Source organism: Serratia sp. CY83965, assembly GCF_052166375.1.
Classification (GTDB): Bacteria; Pseudomonadota; Gammaproteobacteria; order Enterobacterales; family Enterobacteriaceae; genus Serratia; species Serratia marcescens.
In genome coordinates this window covers 223,832-242,925 of sequence record NZ_JBJNOV010000001.1, presented here as the reverse complement: position 1 = coordinate 242,925, position 19,094 = coordinate 223,832, and the positions used below count along the sequence as shown (strand labels likewise).

Annotated in this window: 14 protein-coding genes; 11 read left to right on the top strand and 3 right to left on the bottom strand. The window is 62.7% G+C overall.

Annotated elements, in window-relative coordinates:
• Nucleotide 1 precedes the first annotated feature (1 nt).
• The 9 genes from pigI (at nt 2) to ybaK (ending at nt 11,089) form a co-directional block, all read left to right on the top strand.
• On the top strand, nt 2-1,477 hold the full coding sequence (gene pigI, locus ACJ8PL_RS01210; RefSeq protein WP_028128229.1) for an L-proline--[L-prolyl-carrier protein] ligase PigI: 1,476 nt from the start codon (nt 2-4) through the stop codon (nt 1,475-1,477).
• Nucleotides 1,474-3,762, top strand: a complete 2,289-nt coding sequence (locus tag ACJ8PL_RS01205; protein WP_442530755.1) for a polyketide synthase — start codon at nt 1,474-1,476, stop codon at nt 3,760-3,762. The genes pigI and ACJ8PL_RS01205 overlap by 4 nt, the downstream gene beginning before the upstream one ends.
• A 13-nt stretch (nt 3,763-3,775) precedes the next feature.
• Entirely contained in the window at nt 3,776-4,090 is a 315-nt protein-coding gene (locus tag ACJ8PL_RS01200; protein ID WP_004940233.1) for a RedY-like protein, read from the top strand.
• Complete coding sequence (locus ACJ8PL_RS01195) at nt 4,074-4,721, top strand: 4'-phosphopantetheinyl transferase family protein (protein WP_117287060.1); 648 nt, start codon at nt 4,074-4,076, stop codon at nt 4,719-4,721. Before ACJ8PL_RS01200 ends, ACJ8PL_RS01195 begins: the two co-directional genes overlap by 17 nt.
• Nucleotides 4,718-5,776 (top strand): prodigiosin biosynthesis protein PigM, encoded by a 1,059-nt coding sequence (locus ACJ8PL_RS01190; protein WP_110146734.1) that lies wholly within the window; start codon nt 4,718-4,720, stop codon nt 5,774-5,776. The genes ACJ8PL_RS01195 and ACJ8PL_RS01190 overlap by 4 nt, the downstream gene beginning before the upstream one ends.
• 18 nt (nt 5,777-5,794) lie before the next feature.
• A complete protein-coding gene (locus ACJ8PL_RS01185; RefSeq protein ID WP_016928822.1) occupies nt 5,795-6,523 on the top strand; it encodes a DUF1295 domain-containing protein in 729 nt (242 codons plus the stop codon).
• A gap of 206 nt (nt 6,524-6,729) precedes the next feature.
• Nucleotides 6,730-9,441 carry a copper-exporting P-type ATPase CopA gene (copA, locus tag ACJ8PL_RS01180; protein ID WP_442530754.1) on the top strand — a complete coding sequence of 904 codons (2,712 nt, stop codon included), beginning with the start codon at nt 6,730-6,732 and terminating at the stop codon, nt 9,439-9,441.
• 133 nt (nt 9,442-9,574) lie between these two features.
• Entirely contained in the window at nt 9,575-10,381 is an 807-nt protein-coding gene (locus ACJ8PL_RS01175; protein ID WP_240293912.1) for a TraB/GumN family protein, read from the top strand.
• Between the two features lie 228 nt (nt 10,382-10,609).
• Nucleotides 10,610-11,089 (top strand): Cys-tRNA(Pro)/Cys-tRNA(Cys) deacylase YbaK, encoded by a 480-nt coding sequence (ybaK, locus tag ACJ8PL_RS01170; protein ID WP_016928825.1) that lies wholly within the window; start codon nt 10,610-10,612, stop codon nt 11,087-11,089.
• Nucleotides 11,090-11,099: 10 nt separating this feature from the next.
• Here ybaK and dacB read toward each other — a convergent pair whose 3' ends face one another.
• Entirely contained in the window at nt 11,100-12,566 is a 1,467-nt protein-coding gene (dacB, locus tag ACJ8PL_RS01165) for a D-alanyl-D-alanine carboxypeptidase/D-alanyl-D-alanine endopeptidase (RefSeq protein WP_097102644.1), read from the bottom strand.
• Nucleotides 12,567-12,715: 149 nt separating this feature from the next.
• The gene (gene ushA / locus ACJ8PL_RS01160) at nt 12,716-14,368 is read right to left on the bottom strand and encodes a bifunctional UDP-sugar hydrolase/5'-nucleotidase UshA (protein WP_033641128.1); all 1,653 of its coding nucleotides are present in this window, start codon (nt 14,366-14,368) and stop codon (nt 12,716-12,718) included.
• Nucleotides 14,369-14,546: 178 nt separating this feature from the next.
• Between ushA and ACJ8PL_RS01155 the strand changes: the two genes are divergently transcribed.
• Together ACJ8PL_RS01155 and ybaL are read left to right on the top strand one after the other, a co-directional pair.
• On the top strand, nt 14,547-15,767 hold the full coding sequence (locus ACJ8PL_RS01155; RefSeq protein WP_110146732.1) for an MFS transporter: 1,221 nt from the start codon (nt 14,547-14,549) through the stop codon (nt 15,765-15,767).
• A gap of 245 nt (nt 15,768-16,012) precedes the next feature.
• Nucleotides 16,013-17,704: a YbaL family putative K(+) efflux transporter gene (gene ybaL / locus ACJ8PL_RS01150; protein WP_004940247.1), complete on the top strand. Its 1,692-nt coding sequence runs from the start codon at nt 16,013-16,015 to the stop codon at nt 17,702-17,704.
• Between the two features lie 54 nt (nt 17,705-17,758).
• On the opposite strand, the gene ACJ8PL_RS01145 is transcribed toward ybaL, so the two are convergent.
• Complete coding sequence (locus ACJ8PL_RS01145; RefSeq protein WP_004940249.1) at nt 17,759-19,063, bottom strand: inosine/guanosine kinase; 1,305 nt, start codon at nt 19,061-19,063, stop codon at nt 17,759-17,761.
• Nucleotides 19,064-19,094 lie beyond the last annotated feature (31 nt).

Here is a 19,094-nt window from a genome sequence, read left to right as displayed (position 1 = left end):
CATGGCAACCTTCATTTCACCGATACTGGAGGCCCTGTTCCGGCACGCCCGCCAAGCGCCGGAAAGCACCGCTCTGCTGTGCGGCGATCGGCGCTGGAGCTATCGTCGCCTGGCCGATCGCGCCTGCATGATGGCGGCGGCGCTGCGACATGCCGGGTTGAAGCAGCAGGCCGTGCTGCTCAACCTGCAGAAAGGGCCCGACGCCGTCGCCGCCATGTACGCGTGTTGGCTGAGCGGCAACCACTATGTCCCTATCGATTTCAGCCAACCGACGGCGCGCATCGAACGCATTATCGCCGCCGCCTCACCCGCGCTGATCGTCGATGAGGGCTGGTTGAGCGCGCTCGATGACCGCACCGATCTCGATGGCGCCTGGCCGGAAGCGATCGCCGCGCTCGGCTCTCCCCTCGCCGCCATTCTCTATACTTCAGGCTCCACAGGCACCCCGAAAGGGGTGCAAATCACCCATGACATGCTGACGTTTTTCATCGGCTGGGCCGTCAGCGATACACAACTGACGGCGCGCGACGTGCTGGCCAACCATGCCAGTTTCGCCTTTGATCTGAGCACCTTCGATCTGTTCGCCGGCGTTTGTGCCGGCGCCGCGACCTGGATCGTGCGCGAAGATGAACAGAAAGATTGCCAGGCTCTCGTTCGCGGATTGCAAACGCACGGCGTCACCCTGTGGTATAGCGTGCCTTCGATTTTAGCCATGCTGGAAAAGAGCGCGTTGCTGGCGCCGTCGACGGTGAAAACGCTGCGCCAGGTCACGTTCGCCGGAGAACCTTATCCGGCCGCCGCGCTGAGGCGCCTGGTTGCGCATCTGCCGGCTCGCTGCCGCGTCAGCAATTGGTATGGCCCGACGGAAACCAATGTCTGCACCGCCTACGCGCTGGATCGAACGCAGTTGGCGACGCTGGAGCAGATCCCCATCGGCCATCCGCTGCCCGGCTTGACGGCGCAGTTGGTCGATGAGCAGGGGCGTCTGCAGCCGATTGACGGTACGCCGGGCCGACGCGGAGAATTGCTGATCGGCGGGCGGTGCGTTACCCCCGGCTACAGCAACGTCGCCTCATCGCGGCAAGCGCAATGGCATCCGCGCCAATGCCACGCGACCGGCGACTGGGTGGAGACGACGGCGAATGGGCTGGTCTACCGCGGCCGGCTGGACGACATGGTGAAAATCAACGGCTACCGGGTGGAATTGGGGGAGATAGAATCGATCCTTCATCACCATCCCTCGGTCTGCCAGGCCGCACTGTATGTCGAGCTCGGCGAGCTGAAGCAAAAACTGATCGCCGTGATCACCCTCCATCCCGGCGCGCTCCGCCCTAACCTGCTGGAGCTCAAGCAGTTCCTGCAGCCCAGGCTGCCCGCCTATATGCTCCCCAGCCAACTGGTGGTCGCCGACAGCCTGCCCACCAACGCGAACGGCAAGGTGGACAGAGGACGTTTGTCCGAGGTGAATGCGCGATGAACCAGGAAATTCATGCCGCGCCGCTGGCGCTGGTCGGCATCGGCTGCGCACTGCCCGGCATCGATCGTATCGATCTGTCCAACGGCGCCGCCTGGTCGGCGCTGTTCGACGCCCCGCCGCCGATGCCGTGGAGCGATGCGGCCGCGCCGATCCGCGGCCGCCAGATCGACGACGCCGCGTTTGATTTCAAAAAATTCGCCATCCCGCCGCTGTTTCGACTGGCGGTCAGCCGCGAGACCCGCCTGGCGCTGCAGGCCGCCTCCGCCGCCATGCAGCATCTGACGTTATCCGACGCGTTGCGCGACCGCTGCGATCAATTTTGCGCCACCCATTTGGGCAGTGATGCGGCCTATCGCAACGCCACCAAAATCGGCGCGCTGCGCAGGCTGGCCGAACGGCTTGACGTTCAGGGTCTCTCACCGGCGGCGGTCATGCGCCGGATTGACGATTACAAACAGCCGCTGGCCCAGGCGTTCGGCAGTTCATCCCACGATCGCGTGGGGGAAATGGCCTCCAGCATTCCCGCGCGCATCGCCCATTTCGCCCGCACGCGCGGTAAATGCCAAACCCTCGACGGCGCCGATCTGGGCGGCCTGCGCTTGCTGCAGCTGGCGCAAGACTGTTTTCGCCATGCCGACAGCCGCATGGCGGTGCTGACCGCCGTACAATGCTTCCACCATCAACCTCAGGCGGACATGCTGTTGGCGCAGGGCGTTTCCTCTTCGGCCTGTTGGCTGGAGGGCGCGATCAGCCTGGTCGTTTGCCCGCTGGACGTCGCTCAGGAACAGGGATGGCCAGCGATCGCACATTTGTCGACCCTGATCGCCGAACGGCAGGATGCCGCGCCGAGCGCCGGCTATTTTGCCGGCGCCAATCAGGTTTTCTGCCATCTCCTCGACATGCTGTTGCAACGGCAACAGGCGTGCGCCGGGCACTCGTTCACCGGCTACCGCTGGCGGATCGACGCGGCGTCTCCCCCCTCATTAAAACCGACGGCTTCGCCACGCATCAGCATCATCGACTATCAGCCCATCACCGCGCAGGGGCTGGATAAAGCGCGTTTCTGGCAGGCCTTGCGCAACGGGGAGGACGCCCTGCGCGATCACAGCCCCGAGCAGCTGCACCCCGGCGCCTTCGTGCGACCCACGCCGCAAAAGCTCAGCGCCTACACCGCTCACGCCATGTGCTTCCCAACGCACGATCCGGTGCGGCTTGAGCTGACGCGGCCTATGATGCCGGCCAAAAAACAGCGCCTCGACGTCACACAACTGCACGCCCTCAACGGCTGCGCGGCGTGGCCCGACAGCCTGCGACGCTTTGAACGCATCGCCATTATCGTCGCCAGCAACCTGTCTTTGAGCGCCGATCGACAACAGGCCATGCGCGCCCTGTGGCCGGCGTTGCCTCCCGCCGGCGTCGCCCTTTCGCCACCGCCCCAACCCGCGATCAACCGCTGGAGCTGGCATGGCGCCTGCGGCCTCGGCACCGCGCAGCTGTTGGCGCAACAGCTCGGCGTCGAGGCGGACTGCTACGCGGTCGAGGCGGCCTGCGCCAGTTCGCTGGCCGCCTTGCACAATGCGGTCAGGGCGTTACAGGCCGGCCGTTACGATGCGGTGCTCGTCGGCGGCATAGAAACGGCGACGCTCGAACGCGATATGGTGCTGTGCAGCGCGCAGATGATGCTTTCCGCTTCGCGTATGCGACCTTTCGCCCGACAAGCCGACGGTTTTACTCCCGGCGACGGTGGCGGCTTCTTCATTCTGACCGGCCAGGCGACATCGCGGGCCATCGCCACCATCGAAGCGATATCGGGATCTTGCGACAGCTATTCCATGACCGCGCCCGATCCCGAGGGCCAGGCGTTGGCAATCGAAAAAACCCAGAGCCTGAGCGCCGTCGAAGCGCGCCAGATACAGTATCTCGAAGCGCACGGCACCGGCACCGAACTGGGTGATCGGGCAGAAGTCGCGTCATTGCATCAGGGGTATCGCCGCGCCGCGCGCGCCCCTTTGTACATCGGTTCGGTGAAGTACAACTTCGGCCACTGTTTCGCCGGCGCCGGCGCGCTCAGCCTGTGCAAAGTGCTGAGCGCTTTCGAACACGGTCAAATCCCGCCCACGCCGGTGGCGACATTGAATGCCGAACTGCCGCTGGCGGCGATCCCGGCCGAAATCCCGCAAGTCGCGCTCGACTGGCCACACGGTGAAGGCGGACGTCGGGCGGCGATCAACGGCTTTGGCACCGGTGGCATCAATTACCATTTGCTTATCCATCAACCCGTTTAAAAAGGCCGCCCAGATGCACATTATCGTCCATAAGATTCGGCTAAAAGACATCGCCCACCGCGCCGCGTTTCGCGACTGGGTGGAGACGACCGATTACCAGGCTTGCCGCCACCTCGACGCGGTACGCGCCTTCGATGTCATCGAAGTCAGCCCTTCGGCGGAGGCGCCGTTTCACTTTATCGAAATCATTCAGCTGAACTCGCTGAAAATGTTCGAGCGCGAGATGCAAACCCCGCTGTTTCAAAGCCTGGTTGAACGCTTTAATCAGTTGGCGGAAGTCGTTGACGAAATCAGCGGAGAACGCATCGCCGATGGTTATCGAGCTTAGCGTGGCGCCGCGTATCGTCATCGCCCTGGGCGGCACCCACCGCTGCGCCGCCGTTCGGGGATTGCGGCATCTGTCGGCGGTGAAAAACCTCGCGCGGGCGCAGGCCGTCGCGCTGCTGAACCGGACATGGTGCCAGGGGCACGCGACCGGCTTTACGCTGCGCCATGAGGCGAGTGGACAACCGTTCGGCGAACACCTCCTGCTGGGACGCCGCCACGTTTCCCTCAGCCATTCGCATGCCTGGTACGCCAGCGCCACCGGCGATATCCCGCTCGGCATCGATCTGCAGCATTATCGCCCCTTCTCCGGCGCGGCGCTGCGCTGGGCCTTTAGCGAGGCGGAGCAGCGATTGGGACGCATACAGGCCTGCGCCGTCTGGGCCATTCGCGAAGCATTTTTAAAAAGCCACGGCTGCGGTCTGCCCTACGAATTGCGGACGATCGGCATCGACTGGCGCACCGGGTTGGTCTCAAGCGCCGACGGCAGTTTGGCGAGCAGACGCTTCTGGCTGTGGCGCAGCCTGGACTGGGCATGCGCACTCTGCTTTCCGGCGGAGGAGAGCATGTCGTTCAGAGCGAACGTTACCGTATTTTCACTGCCCGCCCCTTCCGCTTTCGGAGCCTTATCATGACCCAAGACCTTTTCGCCGCGGCGCTGCAACAGGCCGTGGACATCGCGCGGCAGGCGCCCTCTTCACACAACTGTCAACCCTGGTCTCTCCACTATGACGCCGACGCCCGATGTGGCCGGTTGGCTATCGACCGCCGTCGCGCCTTGCAGAGCCTGCCTTCGCTGGAACGCGAGATGCTGATGAGCTGCGGGATTTTCTTCGAGTACCTCAGCGCGCTGCTCAACTGTGCAGGCTCGCCTCTCGCCTGGCGTTGGGAGAATGGCCCCACGCATTTACTGAGCTTTGCTCCCGCCGCGCCTGCCGCGCCCGATCGCGCCGCCCATCGCCAATTGGCGCAGCTGATCGGCGAGCGGCATACCGCACGGGCGGCCTATCAGCCTACGCCAATCAATGAAGCGCAGCGGATGCAGCTGCAGACCTTGTTCGACGGAACGGCAAGTTCACTCAGTATCGCAGGTGACGAACGCGCTCGCAGTCGGGTCGCGCAGCTCACCGCTCGTCACGCCGCGCTCGATTTCTCGGATCGCCAAGCCTGGCGGGAAACCTATCAATACATCCGCTTCAACGAACGGCAGCCTACCGACGACGGTTTTCACCTGCACCACCTGTTTGGCCCGGTATCCCCAGCATTCAAGCGCTTCTTTCAAGTGGCGTTTCATCCTCGCTTAAGCCGGCTGGCGACCGGGCTGCGCCTGCCGGCTTATATGGCGCAAGGGCTGGCGCAACGCGTCGCGGAAGGCCCGCAATACCTGGCGCTGTGTCTGAACGACGAAAGTGCCGAGCACCTGTTCGCCACCGGCATGCGGCTTGGGCGTCTGTGGCTCACGCTGCAACACTGGGGTTGGGGATTGCATCCGATCAGCGTTCTGGTGCAACACGCCGAGGCACGTCGCGAGCTCGCAGCAACCCTGGCGCTCAGCGCTCCCCCGGTGTTTTTTGCCCGCTTCGGCCACCTGCAACAATGGGGCAGCGCAGCGCCCAGACGCAGTTGGCAAAGCATTTTGACCGCGCCGCCATCCGGCGAATGCGCGCACCCGGGGAACGATTCCCCCTAATCCGCTGAGGAGAACACAATGAATGTATGGATTGCTTTGGCCGTTGTTTTGTTGATCCTTGCCCTGCTGGCGTTTATTACCAGCCGCGGCGCCCAGGACACTCGCCCGATGTTCCTGTGGGGGTTCAACGCCATGGGGCCGGTTACCCTGGTCTATTGCTATTTCGGCGAGGGCGATCTGAGCCACAAAGCCCTGATCCTTCTCATGGTCGGCCTGTACCTGCTGCGCATGAACATCGTGCTGACACGTTGGTACGGCAACACCGCCGCGGCCAAACTCAAGGACGTGATGCCCACGCAGCAGGTGCCCTGGCTGGCGGTGATGATGGTCATGATCTTCGGCGGCCTGTACTGCCTGCCCTTTTACTGGGCCAGCCAACTGCAGGGGACGTGGGGCGCGCTGCAATGGCTGGCCATTGGGGTCTACCTGATAGGCACGCTGTTCCACTTCGGCAGCGATTATCAAAAACGGCGCTTCAAACAGGATCCGAACAATAAAGGCCGGTTGCTGAACAGTGGCTTTTGGGGATTGGCGCGCCATCCGAATTATTTCGGCGACTTTCTTATTTTCGTCAGCTTCGGGCTGCTTGCCGGCAACCTGTTTGGCCTGATCGCACCGCTGACTAACCTGGTGCAGTATTTCGCCGACGCCATTCCCAAAAGCGAGAAAATGGCCGAGAAGCGCTACGGCGAGGTCTGGCGCAACTATAAACGTCAGGTTAAGTGTTTCATTCCTTTCGTGCTGTAACCCCAACGCGGCAGCGCGGTTCGGGTAAGCCGACCGCGCTGCCGCCGATAAAACGCCTTGTCATACAACACAAAACGACCGTCACGCCCGCGCAAGTAAAAACCGCCTTGACCTTACCCTTGCTGGAAGGTTTAAGCTCCCTTCTTAGTGAAAACAGGTCAGGCGGTCAACCTTTAAACACCGCCTTCTAAGCAAGGAGTCCAATCATGTCACACACCACTATGCTGGCATTGCAGGGGCTGTCCTGCATGAACTGCGCGCAGCGGGTGAAAAAAGCCCTGGAAAGCCGCAGCGATGTCGAACAGGCGGACGTTAACGTGCATTACGCCAAAGTGACCGGCGACGCACCGGACAGCGCGCTGATCGACAGCGTGATCGCCGCCGGTTATCAGGCCGAAGTCGCGCCGCACGCCGATACCGAACTGCAGCTGAGCGGCCTGAGCTGCATGCACTGCGTCGGCACCACCCGCAAGGCGCTGGAAGCGGTGCCGGGCGTGTTCGCCGCCGAGGTCGAGATCGACAGCGCGAAAGTGTATGGCGATGCCGATCCGCAGGCGCTGATCGCTGCGGTGGAAGATGCCGGTTATCACGCCAGCGTAGCGGGTGCCGCCGCCCCAAAAACTGAGCCGTTGGCTGACGCAACACCTTCGTTGCCGGACGTTCAGCCAGCGGCGCAATCTCCCCTTCCGGCAACCGACAGCGCGGACGACAGCGTACAGCTGCTGCTCAGCGGCATGACCTGCGCCAGCTGCGTCAATAAAGTGCAGCAGGCGCTGCAAAGCGTACCCGGCGTAGAACACGCGCGCGTCAACCTGGCGGAACGCAGCGCGCTGGTGACCGGCGCCGCCGATGCGCAAGCGCTGGTGGCGGCGGTGGAAAAAGCCGGCTACGGCGCCGAGATGATTCAGGACGAGACCGAACGCCGCGAGCGCCAGCAGCAGACCGCACGCGCCAACATGAAGCGCTTTAGCTGGCAGGCGGCGCTGGGGCTGGCGTTGGGTATCCCGCTGATGGCCTGGGGGCTGTTCGGCGGCAGCATGACGCTAACGCCGGAAACCCAGCGCCCCTGGCTGCTGGTCGGCGTCATCACCCTGGCGGTGATGGTGTTCGCCGGCGGGCACTTCTACCGCAACGCCTGGCGCGCGCTGATGAACGGCAGCGCTACCATGGACACCCTGGTGGCGCTCGGCACCGGCGCCGCCTGGCTTTACTCGATCGCCGTCAACATTTGGCCCGATTTCTTCCCGATGGCGGCGCGCCACCTCTATTACGAGGCCAGCGCGATGATCATCGGTTTGATCAACCTCGGCCATGCGCTGGAGCAGCGCGCCCGTCAGCGTTCTTCACAGGCGCTGGAGCGGCTGCTGGATCTGACGCCGCCCACCGCGCGCCTGGTGACCGACGACGGCGAGCGCGATATCCCGCTGGCGGAGGTGCAGCTCGGCATGACGCTGCGGCTAACCACCGGCGATCGCGTGCCGGTCGACGGTGAAATCGAGCAGGGCGAAGTCTGGCTCGATGAAGCGATGCTGACCGGCGAAGCGGTGCCGCAGCAGAAAGGCCCCGGCGATACGGTGCATGCCGGGACGGTGGTCGACGACGGCAGCGTGCTGTTCCGCGCCGCCGCCATCGGCAGCCAAACCACGCTGGCGCGCATCATCAAACTGGTGCGTCAGGCGCAGAGCAGTAAACCGGCGATCGGCCAACTGGCCGACCGCGTCTCGGCGGTGTTCGTGCCGGCGGTGGTGGCGATCGCGCTGTTCAGCGCGGCGATGTGGTACTTCTTCGGCCCGCAGCCGCAGCTGGTCTATACGCTGGTGATCGCCACCACGGTGCTGATCATCGCCTGCCCGTGCGCATTGGGCCTGGCAACGCCGATGTCGATCATCTCCGGCGTCGGCCGCGCGGCAGAGTTCGGCGTGCTGGTGCGCGACGCCGACGCCCTGCAGCAGGCCAGCCAGCTGGACACCCTGGTGTTCGACAAAACCGGCACCCTGACCGAAGGGAAACCGCAGGTGGTGGAGATCCTCACCTTCAATCAGGTCAGCGAACAGCAGGCGATCGGCTGGGCCGCCGCGCTGGAACAAGGCTCCAACCACCCGCTGGCGCGCGCCATCATGGAACGCGCCGCCGGGCAAACGCTGCCGCAGGTAGCGCAGTTCCGCACCCTGCGCGGCGCCGGCGTCAGCGGGGAGATCGACGGCGTGCAGGTGCTGTTGGGCAACGCCGCGCTGCTGGAGCAGCATCAGGTCGCGACCGCCGAACTGGAAGCGCCGATGCGCGCCCAGGCCGAACGCGGCGTGACGCCGGTGCTGCTGGCCGTGGACGGTAAACCGGCCGCGCTGTTCGCCATTCGCGATCCGCTGCGCGAGGACAGCGTCGCGGCGCTGCAGCGCCTGCACCAACAGGGGTATCAGTTGGTGATGCTGACCGGCGACAACCCGGTAACCGCCAACGCCATCGCCAAAGAGGCCGGTATCGATCGGGTGATTGCCGGCGTGCTGCCGGACGGCAAAGCGGCGGCGATCAAGCAGTTGCAGGCGCAGGGCCAGCGCGTGGCGATGGTCGGCGACGGCATCAACGACGCCCCGGCGCTGGCGCAGGCCGACGTGGGCATCGCGATGGGCGGCGGCAGCGACATCGCCATCGAGACCGCCGCCATCACCCTGATGCGCCACAGCCTGCACGGCGTGGCGGATGCGGTGGAACTGTCGAAGGCTACGCTGCGCAACATGAAGCAGAACCTGTTCGGCGCCTTTATCTACAATACGCTGGGCATCCCAATCGCCGCCGGCGTGCTCTACCCGCTGACCGGTACGCTGCTCAGCCCGGTGGTGGCGGGCGCGGCGATGGCGCTGTCGTCCATTACCGTGGTCAGCAACGCCAACCGGCTGCTGCGTTTTAAACCCAGGAAGTAAGCTCCGGGGCGCCGTCAAGGCGCCCCGCCGTTTTCCGGGCTTTCCTGCGCGGCGGATAGCGTTTAGCATGAATGACGATTTCCCCTCGCCTTTCATGCTGAAACGCGCACCCGTTATTCAGGAGCCACGCCGTATGGGTCAACTGTTACGCCGCCTCGCCGCCTTTCTCGGCCTGATTTCCCCCAAACGTTACGCTTATCCGGCGCTGGACATCACTCTGCCAGGCGATCGTCGGCTGCATCTGGTGGGCAGCATCCATATGGGCACCGTCGATATGTCGCCGTTGCCGCCCCGGCTGGCCGCCCGGCTGCAGCAGGCCGACGCGCTGATCGTCGAAGCCGATATCACCGGCGCCGCCTCCCCTTTCGACCACGCAGAGCAACAGCCGGAGCTGGAACAGCGCCTGTCCGCCGAAGAATATCAACAGCTGCTGGCGCTGTGCCACGAACTGGGCGCCGATCCGCACGCCTTCGCCACCCTGCCCGGCTGGCAGGTGGCGCTGATGATGCAGGCGCGGCAGGCTCAGCGTCTGGGGCTGCGCGCAGAGTACGGCGTAGATTATCAGCTGCTGCAGGCCGCCAGAGCGCAGGACAAACCGGTGATCGAACTCGAGGGGGCGCAGCAGCAGTTGGCGCTGCTGGAACAGCTGCCGGAAGGCGGCATCGCGCTGCTGCGCGATACGCTGGAGCATTGGCATACCAACGCGCGGCTGCTGCAAACCATGGTGAGCTGGTGGCTGGACGCCAAACCGCGCGGTACGCTGGACACGCTGCCGGCCACCTTCAGCGCCGGGCTGTACGACGTGCTGATGCATCAGCGCAATCGAGACTGGCGGCGTCAGTTGGAGGCGCTGCCGGCCGGTGACTATGTGGTGGCGGTTGGCGCATTGCACCTGTACGGCGAGGATAACCTGCCGGCGATGCTGCAGCCGCAGGGGTAAAAAAGTGGCCAATATCGCTATTGGCCAGTCAAAGAGGAATTTCTTGTATTCTAGTTATACGCATAGCAACCGTGTTAACGGTTACAGTAAACAGGGTAGCAACCCGGTGAATATCTTGGCAACCCGCTTTATGTAACAGCCGCTCAGGTTGCCGGGCAGGTTGGATTTTTGTATTTTTAAGGCTGGTTATCACCCTTTCCCCGCTGGGGACATTTTGGACAACACATCATGACGCCCGCAGTCGTTCTGCTTGAGAAACAAAAGGTCGCCTTCACCCTTCATCCTTATCACCACGACAGTGACGAAACCAACTTCGGTGACGAAGCGGTGAAAAAGCTGGGGCTGGATGCCGATCGGGTTTACAAAACCTTGCTGGTGGCGCTGAACGGCGACGCCAAACACCTGGCGGTGGCGGTCACGCCGGTCGCAACCCAGTTGGATCTGAAAAAGGTCGCCCGCGCCCTCGGCGCCAAAAAGGCCGAGATGGCCGATCCGCAGCTGGCGCAGCGCGTCACCGGGTATCTGGTGGGCGGCATCAGCCCGCTGGGGCAGAAAAAACGGCTGCCGACGGTGATCGACAGCCCGGCGCAAGCGTTCACCACCATCTATGTTTCCGGCGGCAAACGCGGGCTGGACATCGAGTTGGCCGCCGCCGATCTGTGCCGCCTGCTGGCCGGCAGCTTCGCCGACATCGCCAAACGCGACTGACGCCGCGCGCTCAGCGGCACGCCACCGTGGCGTCACAGGCCGCCAGCGTTTCCACCAGGCGGTCCTCCAGCGCCTTCACCTTCGCGCCGGGCACCAAATAGTTATTGCTGATGATGGCGAATGCCAGCGGCCGACCGGTCGCCGAATCGACATAGCCGCTGAGCGACGATACGCCGGTCATGGAACCGCTCTTGGCGTGGGCGCGCCCTGCCGCCGCGCTGTTCACCATGCGGTTACGCAGCGTGCCGCCCACCAGCAATCCCGGCTCGCCCGCAATGGGCAAGGCGTGATACCAGTCGGCGAACCACGGCTGTTTTCTGGCCGCCAGCAGCAGCGTCGTCAGCTGTTGCGGCGTGATCTGGTTCATGCGCGACAGCCCTGAACCGTCCACCTGGCGATAGGCGTCGGCCGCGACGCCCTGACTTTGCACAAATCCGTTTATCGCCTGAAGGCCGGCGGCCCAATCCCCTTTACCCTGCGTCTTGCGGCCCATCGCCTTGGTCAATATCTCGCCGTAGCCGTTATTGGAGACTTTCAGGAAGGTGACGACCAGGCGGGAGAGCGGCGGCGAGGTTTTTTCCGCCAGCAGCTGTGCGCCGGCCGGCGTCACGCCCTCGTCAACCTTGCCGCGCAGGGTGATGCCGTGCGCGCGCAGGGCATGTTGCAATAAGGCGCCGACGACGAGGGACGGTTGATCGACGGTAATCAATCGCGAGCTGGCCTCCGCCTGCGCGGCGATGGTGCCGCTGACCACGATCCGGTTGCTGCCCGGCCGGCGCTCGTACGTCAGCGCGGTGTCACTGCCGGTGGTGGTGCGGTTGACCAGCGTCACCGCGTCATTGGCGGGATAGAAGCTCGCCCGTCCCGGCGCGCCGGCGCGGGCGCCCGGCCGCACCGCCACCTGCACCACGTTGATATCGCCGCCGGGAGTAAAGGCGTAGTTCAGCGCCGAGATCGGCGCAGCGAAGGCGAAAGGTTCATCGTCCCAGCTCCAACCGGCGCCGAATGGCGTCTGATCGAAGGCGCCGGCATCCAGCAACAACCGCCCCTGTATATGACGGACGCCGCGCTGCGCCAGCGCCGCGGCGAAGGTGTCGAGATCGTCCGGATGCAGCGTCGGATCGCCGCTGCCCTGCAGATAGAGATCCCCTTGCAAGGTGTCGCCGCGCTGTTTACCGGCGGTCAGCAGCCGGGTTTCAAAGCGGTAATCGGCCCCCAGCACGCCGAACGCCGCCAGAGAGGTGAACATCTTCATGTTGGAAGCCGGCGCCAAACGCTGATCCGCGTGCGCCTGATACAGCACCTTGCCGCTGTTGGCGTCGCGCACCATCACGCCGCTCGACGCCCCGGCCAACGCCTTGTCCTGGCCGATGGCCGCCAGCGCCTGGCTGAGGGTTTGTTCGTGACGTGGGCCGGATGACGAACACCCCGCCAGCGCCACGATGGCGGGCAGCAGCCAGCCTGCGGTTTTCAACATGTCATCTTCCTGTTTGCGTTATCAAAACCAAATTGTCGCTCAGGCTATCATTGGAAGGCGGCGGCGGCGACTTTTGCGTGCGTTTGAGGCGGGGTTTTCGGCAGGAAAACAGGCGGCCCGCCCATGGGGGCAGGCCGCGGCGGTGGCGATTAGCGATAAACGATTTCGCCCTTCGGTTCGTAAGCCGCCGCATCCAGCGGCGAGTGTTTCTCGATGTATTGCTTCAGCACCTCGGCGTCGATAAAGCCGGTGTTGACATAGCTCGGCAGCCCGTCCAGCTTCGGATAGCCGTCGCCGCCCAGCGCGTTGAAGTTCAGCGTCGCCATGCGGTAAGTTTTATCCGCCTGCAGCGGCTGGCCATTGATCTTCACCTCGCTGACGCCCTTGCCGTCCGCCACCAGGCTGACGTTGGCGAACTGGGCGTAGGCGCCGGAATCCGGCTTCATGTTGGCCACCACCGCCAGGTACTGCTCAACCTCGCGGCCTTTCATATCGACATGCACCAGGGTGTTGCCGAACGGCTGCACCTTGAGCACATTCTTGTAGGTGATATCGCCGCTTTCAATTGAATCGCGCACCCCGCCGCCGCTCATCACGGCGAAGTCGGCGTCGGCGCGCTCCCTCTGCGCGGCCAGCATCACCCGCGCCAGGTTGGTCTGCACGAAGCGCACCTTGCTGCGGTCGCCTTCAAGCTTGCCGTTGACGCTGCCGATCTTCACTTCCAACTGCGCCTTGCCCTTATCCTGGAATGGCGTCAGCAGCTTCATCATGGTCGGATCTTCCGCAATCTGCTGGGTGTAGTACACCCGCTCGCTGGTGCCGTCCGCTTTCTCCACTTTCTTCTTCAGGTTCACCGGAATCAGCTGATAATGCACCAGCTTCAGCTCGCCGTTGCGGAATTCGAAATCGGCGCGCCCGACGTATTTGCCCCACTCGTGCGCCTGCACGATCCAGGTGCCGTTCTGGCGATCCGGCGAGCACGGCGTGCCCGGCACATAATCCGCCTGCTTGCGGTTGTCGCCGGCCATGCACACCGGATCCTGCGAGTGGCCGCCGACGATCATGTCGAGATATCCGGCCGGCAGGCTGCGCGCCATCTCCACGTCGCCCGGCGCGTTCGAGCCGTGTTCGCCGTTGTCATAGTGCCCCATGTGGGTGGCGGCGATAATCACGTCCGGCTTCTCGTCCTTACGCAGTTGCTCCACCACCTGCTTCGCTTCCTGCGCCGGCACGCGGAATTCCATGTCGGTGAAGTACTCCGGGTTGCCGATCTTGGCGGTGTCGTCGGTCGTCAGGCCGATCACGGCAATCTTGATGCCCTGCTTGTCGAACAAGGCATAAGGCTTGAACAGGCGCTGGCCGGTGCTTTTCTGATAGATATTGGCGGACAGCAGCGGGAAGGTCGCCCACTTCTCCTGCTGGCGCAGCACGCTCAGCGGGTTGTCGAATTCGTGGTTGCCGATCGCCATCGCGTCGTAACCCACCAGGTTCATGCCGCGGAAGTCCGGCTCGGCGTCCTGCAGATCCGATTCTGGCACGCCGGTGTTGATATCGCCGCCGGACAACAACAGCAAGCTGCCGCCCTGCGCCGCCACTTCCTGACGAATGCCGTCCACCAGCGTTTTCTGCGCGCCCAGGCCATATTCACCGTGATCGTTCTGCCAGAAGTGACCGTGATGATCGTTGGTGTGCAGAATGGTAATGGCGTAGGTCTTATCCTTTTCCCAGGCACTGGCGGCCCCCGACAGCAACGTCAGGGAAACGGCCAACGCGCATGCGGTGGTTTTCAGCGAAAAACGCATGGCGGATCTCCGTGTATTAAATGGCTTTTATGATGAGGCCGAAATTGTAGCGCGAATTAATGACAGCTGATTTCAAATTTTTGCGATGTGAGTCTGATTATTTCAGATATGGTAAAAATTGAACGTCCTGCCTAAGATGTCATCTCTGTGCTCAACAACTTATCAGGCTAATAATAATATGACCGACAGTAGCCAAAGCGCGATGCCGCCCGCCAAGGGCAGTGCGGTGAAGGGAACCGCCTTCTCCATCCTTGGCGCCATCAGCGTGTCTCACCTGCTCAACGATATGATCCAGTCGCTGATCCTGGCGATTTACCCGATCCTGCAAGCCGATTTCCACCTCAGCTTCGTGCAGATCGGCATGATTACCCTGACCTATCAGCTAACGGCCTCGCTGCTGCAACCATTGATCGGGTATTACACCGATAAACACCCGCAGCCTTACTCGCTGCCGATCGGCATGGGCTTTACCCTGTCCGGCCTGCTGCTGCTGTCGGTGGCGAGCACCTTCCCGCTGGTGCTGCTGGCGGCGGCGCTGGTGGGCACCGGCTCATCGGTCTTCCACCCGGAATCCTCGCGCGTGGCGCGCATGGCCTCCGGCGGGCGGCACGGCCTGGCGCAGTCGCTGTTCCAGGTCGGCGGCAACTTCGGCAGCTCGCTCGGCCCGCTGCTGGCGGCGCTGATCATCGCGCCTTATGGCAAGGGCAACGTCGCCTGGTTCTCGCTGGCGGCGCTGCTGGCGATCGTGGTGTTGCTGCAGGTCAGCAAGTGGTATCAACATCAGCATCGGGCAGCTAAAGGGCAGCCGAAAAGCCCGTCGATGCTGAAACCGCTGCCAAAACGTACCGTCGCCTACTCGCTGGGCATCCTGCTGGTGCTGATTTTCTCCAAATACTTCTATCTGGCCAGCATCAGCAGCTATTACACCTTTTATCTGATACATAAGTTCGGCGTTTCGGTGCAGAATGCCCAAATTCATCTGTTCGCTTTCCTGTTCGCGGTAGCGGCTGGCACCATTATCGGCGGGCCTCTTGGCGACAAGATAGGACGTAAATACGTGATTTGGGGCTCTATTCTCGGTGCTGCGCCGTTTACCCTTGTTTTACCCTATGCATCCCTCTATTGGACCGGCATTTTAACGGTGATCATCGGGGTTATTCTCGCCTCGGCGTTCTCCGCCATTCTGGTCTACGCTCAGGAGCTGATCCCCGGTAAAGTGGGCATGGTTTCCGGCTTATTCTTCGGTTTTGCTTTCGGTATGGGCGGGTTAGGTGCGGCAGTTCTTGGTTATGTCGCCGATTTGACCAGTATCGAACTGGTCTACCAAATCTGTGCTTTCCTGCCGCTGATCGGCATTATCACCGCATTACTGCCCAATATGGAGCATAAACCGCAATAACCCCGCGAACCGCCCGGATGAAATTATTTATTCATCCGGGTTATCCTACGGATAAATCAATGTTATTTGATTTATCTGGCCCAAAACCCCCTCATTGCCGCGCCTTAAGTGAGATCCTCTGTTTTTTTACAGAAAAGGCCAAATTAGCCAAGCAAGCCGCGAACAAATGCAATAAACTAAATGTATCTTTTCGTAACTTTGTTGCGATTCTCCCGTGCCGCGATGCATAGCCAGAAGGAGTATGGATGCATAATTCAACACCGCTCATCACCACCATCGTCGGAGGGTTAGTACTCGCCTTCCTCCTCGGCATGCTGGCGAACCGCCTGCGCATTTCCCCTCTGGTGGGGTATCTGGCCGCAGGGGTGCTCGCCGGCCCGTTCACCCCCGGTTTCGTCGCCGACACCTCACTGGCGCCGGAACTGGCGGAAATCGGCGTTATCCTGTTGATGTTCGGTGTTGGCCTGCACTTCTCTTTGAAAGACCTCCTCGCAGTAAAATCTATCGCCATTCCCGGCGCCGTGGCGCAGATAGCCGTCGCTACCCTGCTCGGCATGGGGCTGTCCAAGCTGCTCGGCTGGGATCTGATCTCCGGTCTGGTGTTCGGCCTCTGCCTCTCCACCGCCAGCACCGTGGTGCTGCTGCGCGCCCTGGAGGAACGGCAACTGATCGACAGCCAGCGCGGGCAAATCGCCATCGGCTGGCTGATCGTCGAAGATTTGGCGATGGTGCTGACGCTGGTATTGCTGCCGGCCTTCGGCAATATGCTGGGCAACGATAACGCCAGCAGCAGCCAGCTGCTGATGGAGCTGGCGCTGACCATCGGTAAAGTCATCGCCTTCATCGCGCTGATGATCGTGGTCGGCCGCCGCCTGGTGCCATGGATCCTGTCGAAAACCGCCAGCACCGGCTCGCGCGAGCTGTTCACCCTGGCGGTATTGGCGCTGGCGCTCGGCATCGCCTACGGCGCGGTGAAGCTGTTCGACGTCTCCTTCGCGCTGGGCGCCTTCTTTGCCGGCATGGTGCTGAACGAGTCCGAACTGAGCCACCGCGCGGCGCACGACACCCTGCCGCTGCGCGATGCGTTCGCGGTGCTGTTCTTCGTCTCGGTCGGCATGCTGTTCGATCCGATGATCGTGATTAACGAACCGCTGGCGGTGCTGGCGACGCTGGCGATCATCGTGTTCGGCAAATCCGCCGCCGCGTTCCTGCTGGTGAAAATGTTCGGTCACTCCAAGCGCACCGCGCTGACCATTTCCGCCAGCCTGGCGCAGATCGGCGAGTTCGCCTTTATTCTGGCGGGCCTCGGCATCGCGCTCGGCATGATGTCGGAGCACGGCCGCAATCTGGTGCTGGCCGGCGCCATCCTGTCCATCATGCTCAACCCGCTGTTGTTCACCCTGTTGGAACGCTATCTGGCCAAAACCGAAACCATCGAAGAGCAAATCCTCGAAGAGGCGGTGGAAGAAGAGAAACAGATCCCGGTGGATATGTGCAATCACGCGCTGGTGGTCGGCTACGGCCGCGTCGGCAGCCTGCTGGGCGGCAAACTGGCCGAGGCGGGCATTCCGCTGGTGGTGATCGAGAATTCCCGCCCGCGGGTGGAAGCGCTGCGCGAACAGGGTATCAAGACGGTGCTGGGCAACGCCGCCAATCCGGAAGTGATGGATCTGGCGCGGCTCGACTGCGCGCGCTGGCTGCTGCTGACCATCCCGAATGGCTACGAGGCCGGCGAAATCGTCGCCTCAGCGCGCGCCAAGCGGCCGAACATCGAGATCATCGCCCGCGCCCACTACGACGACGAGGTGGCCTACATCACCGATCGCGGCGCCAATCAGGTGGTGATGGGCGAACGGGAGATCGCTAACAGCATGCTGAACATCCTGCAGCTGGACACCCTGAGCGAAGAAGAAAAAATGGGGGGCTGCCCGATCTGAGGCACCGCGCATAAAAAAAGGTCCGGCATGCCGGACCTTTTCTTTTTCAGCGGGTTAACGCTCCCAATAGGACTCTTCCAGGCTGTCTTCGCGCTCCGGCAGGCCGCGAGTGAGACGCGGCGAATGCTGGTTCAACACCTGGTAGCTGACGCGGTTGGCGTATTTGCACACCTGCGCCAACGAAGAGTATGTCAGGTAACTGCGCACGTGCTTGCTGGAGTTCGGCACGTTATGGCGGTGATAACCGTTGGCGGCGATATCGTGCAGCAACGCCGACAGCGCGCCGTCGCCGGCGCCGTTGGTGTTCATGATCTTCTCCGGCCCGCCCATATACGGCGCGATGTGCGAATAAACGCGCAGCGGATTTTCACAGTGCTCGCGGCGCATGGCGCGGCTGAACTCGTAGCGGTTGAACTCGGCGATATGCCCCGGCAACAGCGGGTGCTGGGTCTGGCGCTTATTGGCTTCTTCGGTGTAGCCCGCCATATACAGGCCATTCGGCCCGGCGGTGCACAGCACCAGATCCACCCACTCCAGCGCCATGTCCGACGCGGTCAGCGGATCGCTCAGCCCGGTCAGCTCCAGCGCTTCGTCTTCGTTCATCGCCAGAATCGTCACATTTTCCTTCAGGAAGTCGCGCCACCACTGCGGGTTGTCGGCGATCACGTACTTGGTGCCCAGCGTCAGCACCACCGGCACATCGTGTTTCTTGGCGTACTCGATCGCCTGCAGGGTCGCGTCCTTTATCGGCTCCCCTTCCTTGCAGCGCACCAGATAAGAGCTCAGCACCAGCGCCGACGCGCCGGCGATCACCTCTTCAGGAATGCTTTCCGGGCGCAGCTGGTTCATCTGGCCAGGGTTGATGGCGAAGGTGCGCTCGCCGCTTTCGCCGATCAGCGTGAAACAGCGGCCGATGGCGCCATCAACACCCTGCAAATAGTTAAGATCGGTGCGGCTGGAGGTATTGCACAGATAACGGTAGGCGTAGCTGCCGATTTTCACGTTGCTGCACATCACGCCGAGCAGTACCGAACGATCGTCCGCCAGCACCGAATAGTTGTGCATGGTATTGCCGATGGTGCCGCCGGCGAACTGATGGGTGACCAGGTTGTTTTCATTCAGTTCCTGATACAGCGCCTCGGCGACGTCGTCTTCGATCACCAGAGAGTGGCCCAGGCTCAGGCCGTAGCGCTGGACAAAAGCGTCGTCCACTTTCGCCTCGATATCCACCAGCGTCTGGTCGATGCCGACGATATACGAGGTGCTGATTTCACTTTCGGGCTGGGCCTGCTGCAGAAGCGGATCGCGGGCGCTCACCGGGAAATAGTGTTTGGACTTGCGTTTACCAGGAAATTTCATGTGATTGGTGGTGGTGGCGGTTTAACAAGCG